This is a genomic window from Pseudonocardia sp. (genome assembly GCF_050246655.1).
Classification (GTDB): domain Bacteria; phylum Actinomycetota; class Actinomycetes; order Mycobacteriales; family Pseudonocardiaceae; genus Pseudonocardia.
In genome coordinates this window covers 67,182-80,670 of the sequence record NZ_JBFWVQ010000004.1, presented here as the reverse complement: position 1 = coordinate 80,670, position 13,489 = coordinate 67,182, and the positions used below count along the sequence as shown (strand labels likewise).

General features: G+C 73.8%; 13 protein-coding genes. 7 read left to right on the top strand and 6 right to left on the bottom strand.

The window, feature by feature from the left end:
* The first annotated feature begins 56 nt into the window (after positions 1–56).
* The 3 genes from AB7J25_RS02600 to AB7J25_RS02590 all read left to right on the top strand — a co-directional run bounded on the left by AB7J25_RS02600 (position 57) and on the right by AB7J25_RS02590 (position 4,003).
* Complete coding sequence (locus AB7J25_RS02600; RefSeq protein ID WP_428504567.1) at positions 57–1,544, top strand: aldehyde dehydrogenase family protein; 1,488 nt, start codon at positions 57–59, stop codon at positions 1,542–1,544.
* 108 nt (positions 1,545–1,652) lie between these two features.
* Positions 1,653–3,437 carry a 3-hydroxyacyl-CoA dehydrogenase family protein gene (locus AB7J25_RS02595; RefSeq protein ID WP_428504565.1) on the top strand — a complete coding sequence of 595 codons (1,785 nt, stop codon included), beginning with the start codon at positions 1,653–1,655 and terminating at the stop codon, positions 3,435–3,437.
* Positions 3,438–3,718: 281 nt separating this feature from the next.
* Positions 3,719–4,003 carry a hypothetical protein gene (locus AB7J25_RS02590; protein ID WP_428504563.1) on the top strand — a complete coding sequence of 95 codons (285 nt, stop codon included), beginning with the start codon at positions 3,719–3,721 and terminating at the stop codon, positions 4,001–4,003.
* Between the two features lie 94 nt (positions 4,004–4,097).
* Here AB7J25_RS02590 and AB7J25_RS02585 read toward each other — a convergent pair whose 3' ends face one another.
* The 3 genes from AB7J25_RS02585 to mce form a co-directional block, all read right to left on the bottom strand.
* Positions 4,098–5,612 (bottom strand): hypothetical protein, encoded by a 1,515-nt coding sequence (locus tag AB7J25_RS02585; protein ID WP_428504561.1) that lies wholly within the window; start codon positions 5,610–5,612, stop codon positions 4,098–4,100.
* A gap of 79 nt (positions 5,613–5,691) precedes the next feature.
* Complete coding sequence (gene ccrA, locus AB7J25_RS02580) at positions 5,692–7,023, bottom strand: crotonyl-CoA carboxylase/reductase (RefSeq protein ID WP_428504559.1); 1,332 nt, start codon at positions 7,021–7,023, stop codon at positions 5,692–5,694.
* 153 nt (positions 7,024–7,176) lie between these two features.
* Positions 7,177–7,638, bottom strand: a complete 462-nt coding sequence (mce, locus tag AB7J25_RS02575) for a methylmalonyl-CoA epimerase (protein WP_428504557.1) — start codon at positions 7,636–7,638, stop codon at positions 7,177–7,179.
* 208 nt (positions 7,639–7,846) lie between these two features.
* Here mce and AB7J25_RS02570 point away from each other — a divergent pair, with 208 nt between their 5' ends.
* Both AB7J25_RS02570 and meaB read left to right on the top strand, forming a co-directional pair.
* Entirely contained in the window at positions 7,847–9,037 is a 1,191-nt protein-coding gene (locus AB7J25_RS02570) for an acetyl-CoA C-acetyltransferase (RefSeq protein ID WP_428504555.1), read from the top strand.
* 11 nt (positions 9,038–9,048) lie between these two features.
* Positions 9,049–10,047 carry a methylmalonyl Co-A mutase-associated GTPase MeaB gene (meaB, locus tag AB7J25_RS02565; protein ID WP_428504553.1) on the top strand — a complete coding sequence of 333 codons (999 nt, stop codon included), beginning with the start codon at positions 9,049–9,051 and terminating at the stop codon, positions 10,045–10,047.
* A 67-nt stretch (positions 10,048–10,114) separates the two neighbouring features.
* Here meaB and AB7J25_RS02560 read toward each other — a convergent pair whose 3' ends face one another.
* Positions 10,115–11,641 carry a hypothetical protein gene (locus tag AB7J25_RS02560; RefSeq protein WP_428504551.1) on the bottom strand — a complete coding sequence of 509 codons (1,527 nt, stop codon included), beginning with the start codon at positions 11,639–11,641 and terminating at the stop codon, positions 10,115–10,117.
* Between the two features lie 285 nt (positions 11,642–11,926).
* Here AB7J25_RS02560 and AB7J25_RS02555 point away from each other — a divergent pair, with 285 nt between their 5' ends.
* Positions 11,927–12,055 (top strand): hypothetical protein, encoded by a 129-nt coding sequence (locus AB7J25_RS02555; RefSeq protein WP_428504549.1) that lies wholly within the window; start codon positions 11,927–11,929, stop codon positions 12,053–12,055.
* A gap of 76 nt (positions 12,056–12,131) precedes the next feature.
* On the opposite strand, the gene AB7J25_RS02550 is transcribed toward AB7J25_RS02555, so the two are convergent.
* The gene (locus AB7J25_RS02550; protein ID WP_428504547.1) at positions 12,132–12,635 is read right to left on the bottom strand and encodes a MarR family winged helix-turn-helix transcriptional regulator; all 504 of its coding nucleotides are present in this window, start codon (positions 12,633–12,635) and stop codon (positions 12,132–12,134) included.
* 86 nt (positions 12,636–12,721) lie between these two features.
* On the opposite strand from AB7J25_RS02550, the gene AB7J25_RS02545 reads away from it, so the two are divergent.
* A complete protein-coding gene (locus tag AB7J25_RS02545) occupies positions 12,722–13,024 on the top strand; it encodes an MTH1187 family thiamine-binding protein (RefSeq protein WP_428504545.1) in 303 nt (100 codons plus the stop codon).
* 126 nt (positions 13,025–13,150) lie between these two features.
* Here the strand turns inward: AB7J25_RS02545 and AB7J25_RS02540 are convergent, their stop codons facing one another.
* On the bottom strand, positions 13,151–13,450 hold the full coding sequence (locus AB7J25_RS02540; protein ID WP_428504543.1) for a hypothetical protein: 300 nt from the start codon (positions 13,448–13,450) through the stop codon (positions 13,151–13,153).
* Between the last annotated feature and the right edge of the window lie 39 nt (positions 13,451–13,489).

Sequence of the window (13,489 nt, the reverse complement as noted above, 5' to 3'; positions counted from 1 at the left end):
GCGCAAGGTCATCCGTATTTCCCCCGACCCCGACCCTGAGTCCTACCCTGGCGCCCGTGACGACCACCGTGACCAGCAGCGGGGCCCACCCGACGCCGGCGACGTTCGAGTCCCTGGATCCCCGCACCGGCGACGTCGTCGGGGTGCACCCCGTCCACGACGAGGCCGCCGTCCGGGCCGCCGTCGAGCGGGCCGGCCAGGCCGCGCGATGGTGGCACGAGCTGGGTTTCGCCGCGCGCCGTCGCAGGCTCGAAGCGTGGCGGAAGGCGCTGGTCAACCGCCTGGAGGACCTCGCGGCGGCGATCGTGGCGGAGACCGGGAAGCCCCTGGACGACGCGCGCCTGGAGCTGGTCCTCACCATCGACCACCTGGACTGGGCCGCCCGCAACGCCGAGCGCGTGCTCGGCCCCCGCCGGGTCTCCCCGGGCCTGCTCATGGCGAACCAGGCCGCCACGCTCGCCTACCCGCCGCTCGGGGTCGTCGGGGTGATCGGGCCCTGGAACTACCCGGTGTTCACCCCGATGGGATCCATCGCCTACGCCCTGGCCGCGGGCAACGCCGTGGTGTTCAAGCCCAGCGAGCTGACCCCGGGGGTCGGGATCGCCCTCGTGGACACCCTGTCCGAGATCGTCGACGGCCGCCCGCTGCTGCAGGTCGTCACCGGGCTCGCCGGGACGGGCGCTGCGCTGTGCCGGGCGCCCGGTATCGGCAAGATCGCGTTCACCGGGTCGACGGCCACCGCGAAACGGGTCATGGCCGCATGTGCGGAGAATCTCACCCCGGTGCTCGTCGAGTGCGGCGGCAAGGACGCGCTCATCGTGGACGCCGACGCGGACCTGCGCGCCGCCGCGGACGCCGCCGTCTGGGGTGGGCTCGCCAACGCGGGCCAGACGTGCGTGGGCGTCGAGCGGGTCTACGTCGTCGAGGCGGTGGCGGAGCGGTTCACCGCCGAGGTGGTGGAACGGGCCTCCAGGGTGCGGGCGGGCGCCGAGATCGGACCCATGGCCTCGCCCTCGCAGGCGGGTATCGTCGCCCGCCACGTCGAGGACGCCCTGGCCCGCGGCGGCCGGGCCGTCGTCGGCGGCGTGGGGAGCGTGGACGGTCCGTTCGTCGACCCCGTCGTGATCGTGGACGTTCCCGAGGACAGCGTCGCGGTCGTCGAGGAGACCTTCGGCCCGCTGCTGGTGGTCAACCGGGTCCCGGACGTGGACGAGGCCGTGCGCCGCGCGAACGCCAGCGGCTACGGGCTCGGGGCGGCGGTGTTCTCGAAGCGGCGCGGCCCGCAGATCGCCGCCCGGCTGTGCTGCGGAATGGTCGCCGTCAACGGCGTCATCTCCTTCGCGGGCATCCCGGCCCTGCCCTTCGGCGGCGTCGGGGACTCCGGGTTCGGGCGCATCCACGGCGAGGACGGGCTGCGCGAGTTCACCCGGCCCCAGGCGGTGGCGCGGCGCCGGTTCCCGCTCCCGTCGGTGACGAGCTTCCGGCGCCAGGGTGCGCTGATGAAAGCGCTGGTCGGGCTCGTGCGGCTGCGCCACGGGCGCTGACCCGAAGGACGTGTGTCCCCCGCCACGACCGGCCCGAAGGCCGCGGTGCGATGGCAGGATCACCCGGAAGTCAGCCGCAGGGTCGCAGCGCAGCGTGGAGGTAGAGGCGTGACACGGGAGTTCCGCACGGTCGGTGTGGTCGGGCTGGGCACGATGGGCGCGGGCATCGCGGAGGTCTTCGCCCGCAACGGCCTCCAGGTCGTCGCCGTCGAGGTCGACGAGGAGGCGGTCGCGCGCGGACGCGTCCACCTGGAGTCGTCCACCGGCCGGGCCGTCACCCGCGGCAAGCTCACCCAGGAGGACGCGGACGCCCTCCTCGGCCGCATCGCCACGAGCACCTCCCTGGCCGATCTCGCCGACGCCGACCTCGTCGTCGAGGCCGTCCCGGAGAGCCTCGAGCTGAAGGCGAAGATCTTCGAGGAGCTCGACAAGGTCTGCCGCGACGACGTCGTGCTCGCGTCGAACACCTCGTCCCTGTCGGTCACGGAGCTGTCGGTGCGCACGGGGCGTCCCGGCCGCGTCGTCGGCATGCACTTCTTCAACCCGGCGCCGGTGCAGAAGCTCGTCGAGCTGGTCCGCACCGTCGTCACCGAGCCGGACGTCATCGACGACCTCAAGAGCTTCGTCACCACTCTCGACAAGGTGCCGGTCGTGATCGGCGACCGCGCCGGGTTCATCGCGAACGCGCTGCTCTTCGGCTACCTCAACCATGCCGCGCGGATGTACGAGGCGCGCTACGCCAGCCGCGAGGACCTCGACGCCGCCATGCGCTACGGCTGCGGCTACCCCATGGGCCCGCTCGCCCTGCTCGACCTCATCGGCCTCGACACGGCCTACGAGATCCTCGACACGATGTACAAGCAGTCACGCAACCAGATGCACGTGCCCGTGCCCGTCTTCAAGCAGATGATCACCGCGGGGCTGCTGGGCCGCAAGAGCGGGCGCGGCTTCTACACCTACGCCGAGCCGCACTCGTCGAAGGTCGTGCCCGACGCCCTCACCCCGTCCGGCGGCGTGCCGCAGGACGTGACCGTCCGCGACATCGCCCGCGCCGGGGTCGTCGGCACCGGCACCATGGCCACCGGCATCGTCGAGGTCCTGGCGAAGGCAGGCCTGGACGTCGTCGTGCGAGGGCGCAGCGACTCCAAGGTCGAGGGCTCCCTCGCCGCGCTGCGCAAGTCGCTGGACAAGCAGGTCGTCCGCGGCCGGCTCACCGAGGAGGAGCGGGACGCCACCGTCGCGCGGGTCAGTGGCACCACCCGCCTGGAGGACTTCGCCGACGTCGACCTCGTCGTCGAGGCCATCGCCGAGGAGCTCGACCTCAAGCGCGCCGTCTTCGCCGCACTGGACGAGATCTGCAAGCCGGGGGCCATCCTCGCCACCACCACGTCGTCGCTGCCCGTCGTCGAGTGCGCCGCCGCCACGTCCCGGCCGCAGGACGTGATCGGCCTGCACTTCTTCAACCCGGCGCCGGTCATGAAGCTCGTCGAGGTCGTCTCGACGATCACCACCGCGCCGGACGTGGCCGCCACCTGCCTCGTGCTGTGCGAGCGGCTGGGCAAGGTGGCCGTCTCGTGCCGCGACCGGGCGGGGTTCATCGTCAACGCGCTGCTGTTCCCCTACCTCAACGACGCGGTGAAGATGCTCGAGGCGCACTACGCCACGGCCGACGACATCGACGCCGCCATGAAGACCGGCTGCGCCCTGCCGATGGGGCCGTTCGAGCTGCTCGACGTCGTCGGGCTCGACGTGTCGCTCGCGATCGAGCGCTCGCTGTACCGCGAGTTCCGCATGGCCGGGATGGCGCCCGCGCCGCTCCTGGAGCACCTCGTCACGGCGGGGCGGCTCGGGCGCAAGACGGGCCACGGGTTCCGGGACTACGCCCGCCGCTGACCCGCGAGTTGCGCCTCTGGCCGCCGCGAGTTGCGGGTTTCGCGGCGGCGAGTTGCGCCTCTGGCTGCCGCGAGTTGCGGGTTTCGCGGCGGCGAGTTGCGCCTCTGGCTGCCGCGAGTTGTGGGTTTCGCGGCGGCGAGTTGCGCATCTCGTCCGCGCGAGTTGCGCCTCTCGTCCGCGCTGCACGCGGCGGTCCCACCGGCCGATCCGGCCGGCGACGGGAGGCGTGATCGAGGACGCCCGTCGTGCCCGGGCGGCCCGCCGCCCGGCAGGATGGTGGCGTGCCCCGTGCGAACCGTCCGCAGCGCCCCGCGCACACCCGCCTGCGGTCGGCGGCCCACGTGCGCGCGGAGACCGCGGCGGACGGGGAGTGGGTGGTGCGCAGCGTCGCGGGCTCGTCGTCGGGGAAGTCCTACCGCTGTCCGGGCTGCGACCAGCTCATCCCGCCCGGGGTCGCCCACCTCGTGACCTGGCCGGCGGGGGAGTACGGCTCGGTTGCCGAGCGCCGGCACTGGCACGCGCCGTGCTGGGCCGCGCGCGCCCGCCGTCGCCCCGGCCGCCGGTGACGCGATCACCTGAGGGACCTCGGGGAGGCGACCGTCGAGCCGTGCACGTCGCCGTCTGACGCCGATCCGTGCTGCCGATCCGCGCTGCCTGGCGTCAGCTGCGGGGTGGTGAGGGTCGACGCGTCCGTCGGCGGGCGCTCGCCGTGCCTCTGACCGGGGTCGTGTCGCGGTGGCCTGCGTCGGCCGCGGAGACGGGCTTCGGCCCCTCTCCGGTCGGGCCGAAGCCGTCCTCGGCAGGGAGGGCCGTGATCGCGGCGGCGTCACCCCGGCCGTCGGTGCGGCTGTCGTCCGGGGCCGTGCCGTTCGAGTGCGCCCCGTTCGAGTGCGCGCCGTTCGGGGAGGGCTGGCCGTCCGTCCGGGACAGGGGGACGACGACGGCTGTGCCCGACGGCAGCGTTTCGGCGGGTTCCGGCGCACGCGGTGCCGCGGTCGGGGACGGGCGGGCCGGAGCGCCAGCGGGGCTGGTCGCAGGCTCGGCCTCCCGTGGTGCCGTGGCCTCCGCTGCTGCCGCGTTCGGAGTGGGCGGGGCAGGGGCGCCCGCCGGTTCCACCTTCACGGCTGCCGCGGCGGGCCCGTACGCCACCTCCGCCCCGGCAGACGATGCGCCCGCCTCCGTGGGTGCCGCGACCTGCTCCGTCACCTCGGGCGCCGGCGAGGGCACGTCGCGTTCGGGCGTGGCCGACAACCCCCCGAGCACATGCGCCAGTGCGGCGCGCGCCTGAGCGAGCTGCGCGGCGACCCGCTCGCGGGCGTCCGCGAGCTCCGTCACCCGAGCCGTGGCCTCGGCGACGGTGCGCGCGGCGTGGTCGTCGGCTGCGGAGATCGTGCGGGCGCTCTGCTCCTGCGCCGCGGCGATCATGTCGGTGTTGCGCCGGTAGATCTCGATGCGGTTGCGCTCCAGCTCGGCGAGCGCCTCCGCGCGGCGCTGGTCCATCGCCCGGAGGAAGTCCTCCTCGATGAGGGCCCGGCGCGCCTCCCAGGCGGCCTGCTCGTCGGCGATGCGGGTGCGGGCGTCCTCCTCGGCGTGGGAGATCCGCGCCGAGCAGGCCCTCCGCTCGCGCTCCAGCTCGGCCTCGAACGCCCTCCGGTGCGCAGCCATGTCCGCGGCCGCTGCCGCGATCTCGGCATCGCACTCGGCCCGGCGCTTGGCGTCCTCCGCCGCCGACCGTTCGGCACCGGCCAGCGCGGCGGACCGGATCTCGCCCGCCTCCAGCTCGGCGTCGTGACGACGCCGGATGGCCTCGGCGTCGGCCTGGGTCAGCATCTCGGAGACCTCGTCCTCGGCGAGGCGCAGCATCGAGCGCATGCGCTCGCTCATTCCGGGGAGCGACGTCGGCGGGCTGACCAGCGCCCGCACCTGCACCCGCAACCGCTCGGCCCGGGCACGCGACTCGTCGAGCTCGCGCCCGAGCTGCGCGGCCTGCTCGACGGCCGCGTTGCGGTCCGCGAGGAGGATGCGGATCTCGGCGTCGAGGCGGTCCAGGTGACTGTCGACCTGGCGCTGGTCGTAGCCGCGACGGACTACCTGGAACTCGCCCTCGACACTGCCGTACGCCGTTGCGGGTGACGTGAGATCACCCATTTCCAGCCCAGCGTGATCGTCGGCCATGACCGCTCACCGTACCGGGCCGTACCGCCGCCCCTGCGAGCGCACGTCCGATCGCGCTCGGTCAGGGCGGTCGAACGGATCACGCGCCCCGGAAACGGTTGATCGCGTCGGCGTGCTTCGCCCGCTTCTCGTGGTCGACGACACCGAGCCCCTCCTTCGGCGCGAGGCACAGCACGCCGACCTTGCCCTGGTGGCTGTTGGTGTGGACGTCCAATGCGGCCTGCCCAGTCTCGGCGAGAGGGTACACCTTGGACACCGTCGGGTGGATCATGCCCTTCGCGACGAGCTTGTTCGCCTCCCAGGACTCGCGGTAGTTCGCGAAGTGCGAGCCGACGATCCGCTTGAGGTTCATCCACAGGTAGCGGTTGTCGAAGACGTGCTCGTAGCCCGACGTCGAGGCGCACGTGACGATCGTGCCGCCCTTGCGCGCGACGTAGACGCTCGCGCCGAACGTCTCCCGGCCGGGGTGCTCGAAGACGATGTCCGGGTCGTCGCCGCCGGTGAGCTCGCGGATCCTGGCGCCGAAGCGCTTCCATTCCGACGGGTCCTGCGTCTGCTCGTCGGACCAGAACCGGTAGCCCTCGGCGCTGCGGTCGATGATCAGCTCCGCACCCATGCTGCGACAGATCTCCGCCTTCTCCGGCGAGGAGACGATGCACACCGGCGTCGCGCCCCCGTTGAGCGCGAACTGCGTGGCGTAGGAGCCGAGCCCGCCCGAGGCGCCCCAGACGAGGACCGTGTCCCCCTGCTTCATGTCGGCGCCGTTGCGGGAGACGAGCTGGCGGTACGCGGTGGAGTTCACCAGGCCGGGGCTCGCGGCCTCCTCCCACGTGAGGTGGTCCGGCATCGGCATGAGCTGGTTGGACTTCACCAGCGCGAGCTCGGCCAGCCCGCCGAAGTTGGTCTCGAAGCCCCAGATGCGCTGCTGCGGGTCCATCATCGTGTCGCCGTGGCCGTCCGGGCTCTCCAGCTCGACGGACAGGCAGTGCGCGACGACCCGGTCGCCCGGCTTCCACGCGTTGACGCCCGGGCCGGTGCGCAGCACGACGCCAGCGAGGTCCGACCCGACGACGTGGTACGGCAGGTCGTGGCGCTTGGCCATGGGGGACAGGCGCCCGTAGCGCTTGAGGAACCCGAACGTCGGCAGCGGCTCGAAGATCGACGTCCAGACGGTGTTGTAGTTGATCGCACTCGCCATGACGGCGACGATCGCCTCTCCCGGGCCCAGCTCGGGGGTGGACACCTCGTCGAGGTGCAGGCTCTTGCGCGGGTCCTTCTCGCGTGACGGGATGCCCTGGAACATGTCGACCTCGTCGGCCCGGACGACCACCCCGCGATAGGTCCCGGGTACGGCGAGACCTCCGATCGCGTCGTACTGCTCGGCGAGAATGGCGTCAACGATCTCCTGCACGGCTGGCCTCCGGGGGTCGGGTGCAAGTCTCTGTGCTTGGTATCCCAAATTACTGGGCAGTATGGTACCCGCTTCTGGGCTCAACGACCGCCTGTCCATCGGGATGACGTGGTCTACCTCACCTTGAACGGTCCACCTGCCCGACCGCGTCCATCAGTGTGCGGTAGTGGGCCCGGCGGCGGGTTCCACCAGCTCCACCAGCACGCCACCGGCGTCCTTCGGGTGGAGGAAATTGATCCGCGAACCGGCCGTGCCCCGTTTCGGCTCCTGGTAGAGCAGCCGCACGCCCTTCTCCCGCAGCGCCGCACAGGCTGCGTCGATGTCGGACACGCGGTAGGCCATCTGCTGGATGCCCGGACCGCTGCGGTCCAGGAACCTGCCGATGGGGGAGTCCGGACGCAGCGGCGCGAGCAGCTGGATCATCGTGCCGTCGCCCGGGCCCGTGGCGAGCATCGCCTCGCGGACACCCTGCTCCTCGTTGGTCTCCACGTGCGTGGTCGTGAGGCCCAGCGTGCCCTCGTACCAGGAGATCGCGGCGTCGAGGTCCGGTACGGCGATGCCGACGTGGTCCACGCCGGTGACCAGGGCGTGCGACACGAGTTCCACGTTGTCCATGGCCGGAATGTAACTTCCGGCGGGCCGATGCGCGCCCTGTGCATTCGGTCACCAGGACGACCGCCGTGACCTGCGCCGAGGGGTAGGGTCCACGACCATCCGGCTTTCGCGCCGGCCCGGCGCGTGGCACGGTCGAGTCGAGCCGCCGCGGCCCGCCGACGCAGGCGCGGGCCGTCGGGCAGCCCACACCACAGTCGCTGGAGGTCACGTGTCCGGATCCGTCATCGTCGCCGGTGCCCGCACCCCGATGGGCCGCCTGCTCGGCTCCCTCAAGGGTCTGTCCGGCGCCCAGCTGGGCGGCGTCGCGATCAAGGCCGCGCTCGAGCGGGCCGGTGTGGCGCCCGAGAAGGTGGACTATGTGATCATGGGGCAGGTCCTGACCGCGGGCGCGGGCCAGATCCCCGCTCGGCAGGCGGCCGCCGCCGGCGGCATCCCCATGACCGTCCCCGCGCTGACCGTCAACAAGGTGTGCCTGTCCGGCATCGACGCGATCGCCCTGGCCGACCAGCTCATCCGCGCCGGCGAGTTCGAGATCGTCGTCGCCGGTGGCCAGGAGTCGATGACCAACGCCCCGCACCTGCTCGCCAAGTCCCGCGAGGGCTTCAAGTACGGCGACGTCACGATGCAGGACCACATGGCCTTCGACGGGCTGTTCTGTGCGTTCGACCAGGTGGCGATGGGCGCGTCCACGGAGAAGTACAACGGCCGCTACTCGCTCACCCGCGAGGAGCAGGACTCCTTCTCGGCCCGCTCCCACCAGCGAGCCGCCGCCGCGGCGAAGAACGGCGTGTTCGACGCCGAGATCGCCACCGTCACGATCCCCCAGCGCAAGGGCGACCCGATCGAGTTCCGCACCGACGAGGGCGTGCGCGGCGACACCACGACGGAGTCCCTCGGCAGGCTCCGCCCGGCCTTCTCCTCCGACGGCACCATCACCGCGGGCTCCGCCTCCCAGATCTCCGACGGCGCCGCTGCCGTCGTGGTGATGAGCAAGGCGAAGGCCGAGGAACTGGGCCTGAGCTGGCTGGCCGAGATCGGCGCTCATGGCGTCGTCGCCGGGCCGGACGCGAGCCTGCACGAGCAGCCCGCCAACGCCATCGAGAAGGCGTGCGCCAAGGAGGGCATCACCCCCGCCGACCTCGACCTCGTCGAGATCAACGAGGCCTTCGCCGCCGTCGGCATCGTGTCGGCCCGCAAGCTCGGCATCTCCGAGGACAACGTGAACGTCAACGGCGGCGCGATCGCGCTCGGCCACCCGATCGGCATGTCCGGGGCCCGCATCGCCCTGCACCTGGCCCTCGAGCTGCAGCGGCGTGGCGGCGGAGTCGGGGCTGCAGCGCTCTGCGGTGGTGGTGGCCAGGGCGACGCCCTGATCCTGCGCGTTCCCGCCGCCTCCTGACGGCGTCGGCAGTGGCCGGCGGCGGGTCGGGCCCCGCCGCCCGGCGTGCCACCGAGCCGGGGCCCGAGCTCGCCGACCTCGTCGATCGTGCCCGGCGCGGCGAGCAGCGTGCCGTCGGGCGGCTGCTGTCGATGGTGGAGAACGCCGGGCCACGGCTGCGCGAGGTGGCCGCCGCGCTGGCGCCGCACACCGGGTACGCCCACGTCGTCGGCGTCACCGGCGCTCCCGGTGTCGGGAAGTCCACGTCCGTGTCCGCGCTGGTCGGCGCCCTGCGTGCCGCCGGGCGTCGGGTCGGTGTGCTCGCCGTGGATCCCTCCTCGCCCTTCTCCGGGGGCGCCCTCCTCGGCGACCGCGTCCGCATGGGCGAGCACAGCACCGACGCCGGCGTGTTCATCCGCTCCATGGCCACGCGCGGCCACCTCGGCGGGCTGGCCTGGGCCACCCCGCAGGCGCTGCGGGTGCTGGACGCCGCCGGATGCGACGTCGTACTGGTCGAGACCGTCGGCGTCGGGCAGTCCGAGATCGACGTCGTGTCCCTGGCCGACAGCACGGTCGTCCTGCTCGCCCCGGGCATGGGTGACGGCATCCAGGCGGCCAAGGCCGGGATCCTCGAGGTCGCGGACGTCTTCGTGGTCAACAAGGCCGACCGGCCCGGCGCCGCCCGCACGGTGCGCGACCTGACATACATGATGTCGCTCGGACAGAACGCTTCCGGCTGGACGCGCCCCGTCGTCCGCACGGTCGCCTCGCGGGGCGAGGGCGTGGACGATCTCGTCGCCGCCCTCGACGCGCACCGCCGGTGGCTCGACGCGGGCGGCGAGCGCCATCGGCGGCGGCTCGCCCGCGCGGAGGCCGAGATCGAGGCGATCACGCTTGAGCAGGTGCGTGGCCGGATCGCTGCGCTTCGCGGCTCGGCGACGTTGCCGGATCTGGCCAAGCGGGTGGTGGCCGGCGAGCTCGACCCGTACCGGGCGGCGGACGAGCTGATGGACGCCGTCGGTCCGAGCTGACCTGCGTCGCCACGGATCCGTGGTCGGACGGGGCCGGTCCGGGCGGCCGCTCCCCGCAGTCGCTGCGTCAGCCATGGCGGTGCCCGCCGGCTGTCGCGGCTGTCGCGGCCGGCTCCGGCGACCGATCGGCACCGTGCGTGAGCAGCGCGACCACACGGACCGACCCGATCCGCTCGGCCAGGTCCCGGGCAGCGCGGGCGTGCGTCTCGGCCGGGTGCGTGGCAGTACCAGGGGCCGCCGTCCGCCCCGCCAGGGCGACGGCGAGCGCCGCGTGTGTGGTGGCGCGCTCCCGCGCGGAATCGATACCGGCGGCCAGGGCGGCCTCCAGGGTCGAGACGACGTCCGGCTCGCCGAGCGCAGCGAGGGCCTGCGCCCGCCAGCGCCGCAGGTCGGCGGGGCGCACGCCAGTGCGTGAGCGGGCGTCCGGCCGGTCCGGTGCGTCGGCCCGATGCTCCGGCGGATCGACGGCTGCGCGGTTCTCCGGTGGCAGCCCGTGCGCCGCGAGCGCGCGCAGCGCCGCGTCGTAGACCTGCCGGGCCGGGGCGTTGCGGCCACCTGCGGCCAGCGCGGCACCGCGAGCGGCGGCGAGCCACGCCCTGCCGCCCTCGGTGACACACGCCGGAGCGGTGCGGCCGGCCGGCGGCGGCACGTCCGGCGCCGTCTCCGGCGCGGGTGGTGACCCTGCGGTGGCCGGGCCGTCGCGGTCGCCCGCGCCTACCGCGTCGAGGGTGGGTCCCGCGGCGCCCGTGTCAAGCGCGCCGATCAGGTCGATCGCATCGGTTCTCTCGACCGCGTCGAGCACGGCGAGCGCCGCGTCCGGCTCGCCGAGGCCGACCAGCACCGCGGCCTGGCCCGCCACCGCCTCGGCGCACACCTCGTCGGCGGTGGTTCGGACCTCGACCGCTGCAGCGGAGGCCGAACGACCGACCGCCCGGGCCGCGTGCGCGCCGCGGGGACGGATCGCCGCGTCGACCATCTCGCCACCCGCCTCGATCGGTGCGACGGCGGCTGTGGCGATCGAAGCGGCTTCCCGGGCTCGGGCGAACCGCCGCCATGCCGACTCCACGTCGCCGAGATCCAACTCTTGCCAGCCGGCGAGCGTCACGGATCGCGCCAGCAGCACGCCCACCCGCGCCCGCACGCCGGGGGCAGACGCGTGGAGGAGCGTGCGGTCCAACTCCTCCACGAGGGCGCGCACGACGCCGGCCGCGCCGGCCGCGCCCGTCTCGTCGTCGAGCCGTCGGGCGATCTCCAGCTGTTCCCCCCAGGCGCGGAGCAGCGCCTCGCCCACGGCCGACGCCGCCGCCAGCCGCCCGCGCAGGCGCGCGGCGCCACCGGGCTGCGGCGTCTCGGCGGTGAGCCCGAGTTCGGCAGGGGTGCGCTCGTAGAGGCGGGCGAGCAGGCCGCGATTGCCGGCGTCCGGGGTGGCGTGCCCGTTCTCCCATCGCGACAGCAGGCTCTTCAGGCTGGCCGCCGTGGCTCCGGCCGACCCGGTGCGCCGGCCGAGGCGCTCCAGCTCCCGGGCAGCGTCGGCGAGCGACCAGCCGCGTGCGCGGCGAGCCGCTCGCAGGCCGGGTCGGTCGGGTGCGGTCATGGCGCCGAGAATGTCGGACCCCGGGGCTACTGTCAACGCCGTTGACGCAATGGGAAGTCAACAGCAGGTCAGAGGGGGAGACATGGATGTGACGACGTGCTCGGCGTGCGTGCTGGCGGGATCGGCCACGGGGGTCGCGACGGCGTGGTCGGTGGACCGCAGGCGGCGCCGCAGGGCCGCGCGTCGGGCCGCGAGCGGGGAGGACGGGCCGGCCGACGCGCCGCGGCGGGCAGGCCGCGGAGCGCGCAGGGCGGGGCGGCGGCGTGCGCGCGGGACGATGCGGGCGTGGCCGGGACGTCCGCACGGGCCGCGGTCGTGGCGGCGTCGGTGACGCCGCGGTGGGCGGGTGGCGCCGCGGTGGACGGTGTGCGGGTGGCGCCGGTGTGCGGGGCGCCGATCGGAGCTGCGGGCTAGCGGCGTGCCCGCCCGCGGTCCTGCCAGGGGCGCCCGGGCCGGAGCGGGCCCGCCGCCGCGCCTGGGAGCGCCGGGATCAGGTGAAGTCGCCCGCCGCCCGACGCACGCGGCTCAGCAGATCGGTGAGCAGGCGCTGGTCCTCGTCGTCGAGCCCGGCGAGGCCGAACCGGATACCGGTGACGGCCGCGGTCGCGGCCTCCAGGCGGTCGGCGCCCTCCGCGGTCATCTCCACGAGGGTCGTGCGGCGGTCGGTGGGATGCGGGGTGCGGCGGACGAGCCCGTCGGCCTGCAGCCGGTCGACGATGTTGGTCACGCTCGTCGGGTGCAGTTGCAGCCGCTCACCCATCACCCGCATCGGCAGCTTCCCGGTGCGGGCGAAGCTCAGCAGGACCAGTGCTTCATACCGTGCGAACGTGAGCCCGTGCGGGCGCAACGCGCTGTCCACGGCGGACAGCAGGATCTGCTGCACACGCATCACGCTGGTGACGGCAGCCATCGTGCCCGAGGGGCCCACACGCTCGTCCCACAGCTGTGCCGCCCGCATGATCGGGTCGAACGGCAGGGGCCTGCGGGCGGACATGGTCGGCGACGTTAGCAGCGCGTCCACTCCGTCCCCGGCAGGCTCGGAGGTACGCCACCCGGGTGGGGTGCGGCAGGCTGGCGAGCATGCTTGTCGCATTCAGCGTGGCGCCCTCGGGCACCGGATCGGACAGCGTCGGCACCGCCGTGGCGGATGCCGTGCGGGTCGTGCGGGAGTCGGGTCTGCCGAACGAGACCACCGCCATGTTCACCACGATCGAGGCCGAGACCTGGGACGAGGCGATGGACGTGGTGAAGCGTGCCGTCGAGGCCGTGCAGGCCCACGCACCACGGGTGAGCCTCGTGCTGAAGGCCGACATCCGCCCCGGCCACACCGGTCAGCTCAGGTCGAAGGTGGAGCGGGTCGAGCGGGCGCTGGGGGAGGGCTGAGGCCCGCCCTCGCAGTCGACCGGCTCCGAGACGGTGTGAGGGCGGGACCTCCCGGCCCCGCCCTCACACGGACGCGTCGTGCCCGGCGGGCACGAAACAGCGGCGCCTTCCGACGTCCGCGCGACGTCAGAAGCGGATGATGCCGCTCGCGAGCAGGTTGAAGACGAAGATGCCGGCGAAGATCGCGGCGACGCCGAGGATGAGGCCGATCCGCCCCTGCTTGGCCGACGCCGGACGCTTCATCGCGACGAATCCGAGCACCGCGGCCACGACGCCGAGGACCCAGGCGGCGATCGGCACGAGGCAGGCCACGAGGGCGATCACGCCGAGGATCAGCGCGACCTTGCCCAGCGTGGGGCTCGCGTCCCGCGCGGTCTTCTCGCGGGCGTCGGCGAGGAGACGGTCGGTCGTGTTGTCCGTGCTCATGCGGGGTCCTTCGCTCGGGGAGCCGCGACGTGGCGGCGG

Excerpts from the sequence above, each read along its gene's own strand:
- AB7J25_RS02585 (WP_428504561.1), bottom strand. The coding sequence starts at position 5,612 with ATGGCCGACGATCACGCTGGGCTGGAAATGGGTGATCTCACGTCACCC.
- mce (WP_428504557.1), bottom strand. The coding sequence starts at position 7,638 with ATGGACAACGTGGAACTCGTGTCGCACGCCCTGGTCACCGGCGTGGAC.
- AB7J25_RS02560 (WP_428504551.1), bottom strand. The coding sequence starts at position 11,641 with ATGACCGCACCCGACCGACCCGGCCTGCGAGCGGCTCGCCGCGCACGC.
- AB7J25_RS02550 (WP_428504547.1), bottom strand. The coding sequence starts at position 12,635 with ATGTCCGCCCGCAGGCCCCTGCCGTTCGACCCGATCATGCGGGCGGCA.
- AB7J25_RS02545 (WP_428504545.1), top strand. The coding sequence starts at position 12,722 with ATGCTTGTCGCATTCAGCGTGGCGCCCTCGGGCACCGGATCGGACAGC.
- AB7J25_RS02540 (WP_428504543.1), bottom strand. The coding sequence starts at position 13,450 with ATGAGCACGGACAACACGACCGACCGTCTCCTCGCCGACGCCCGCGAG.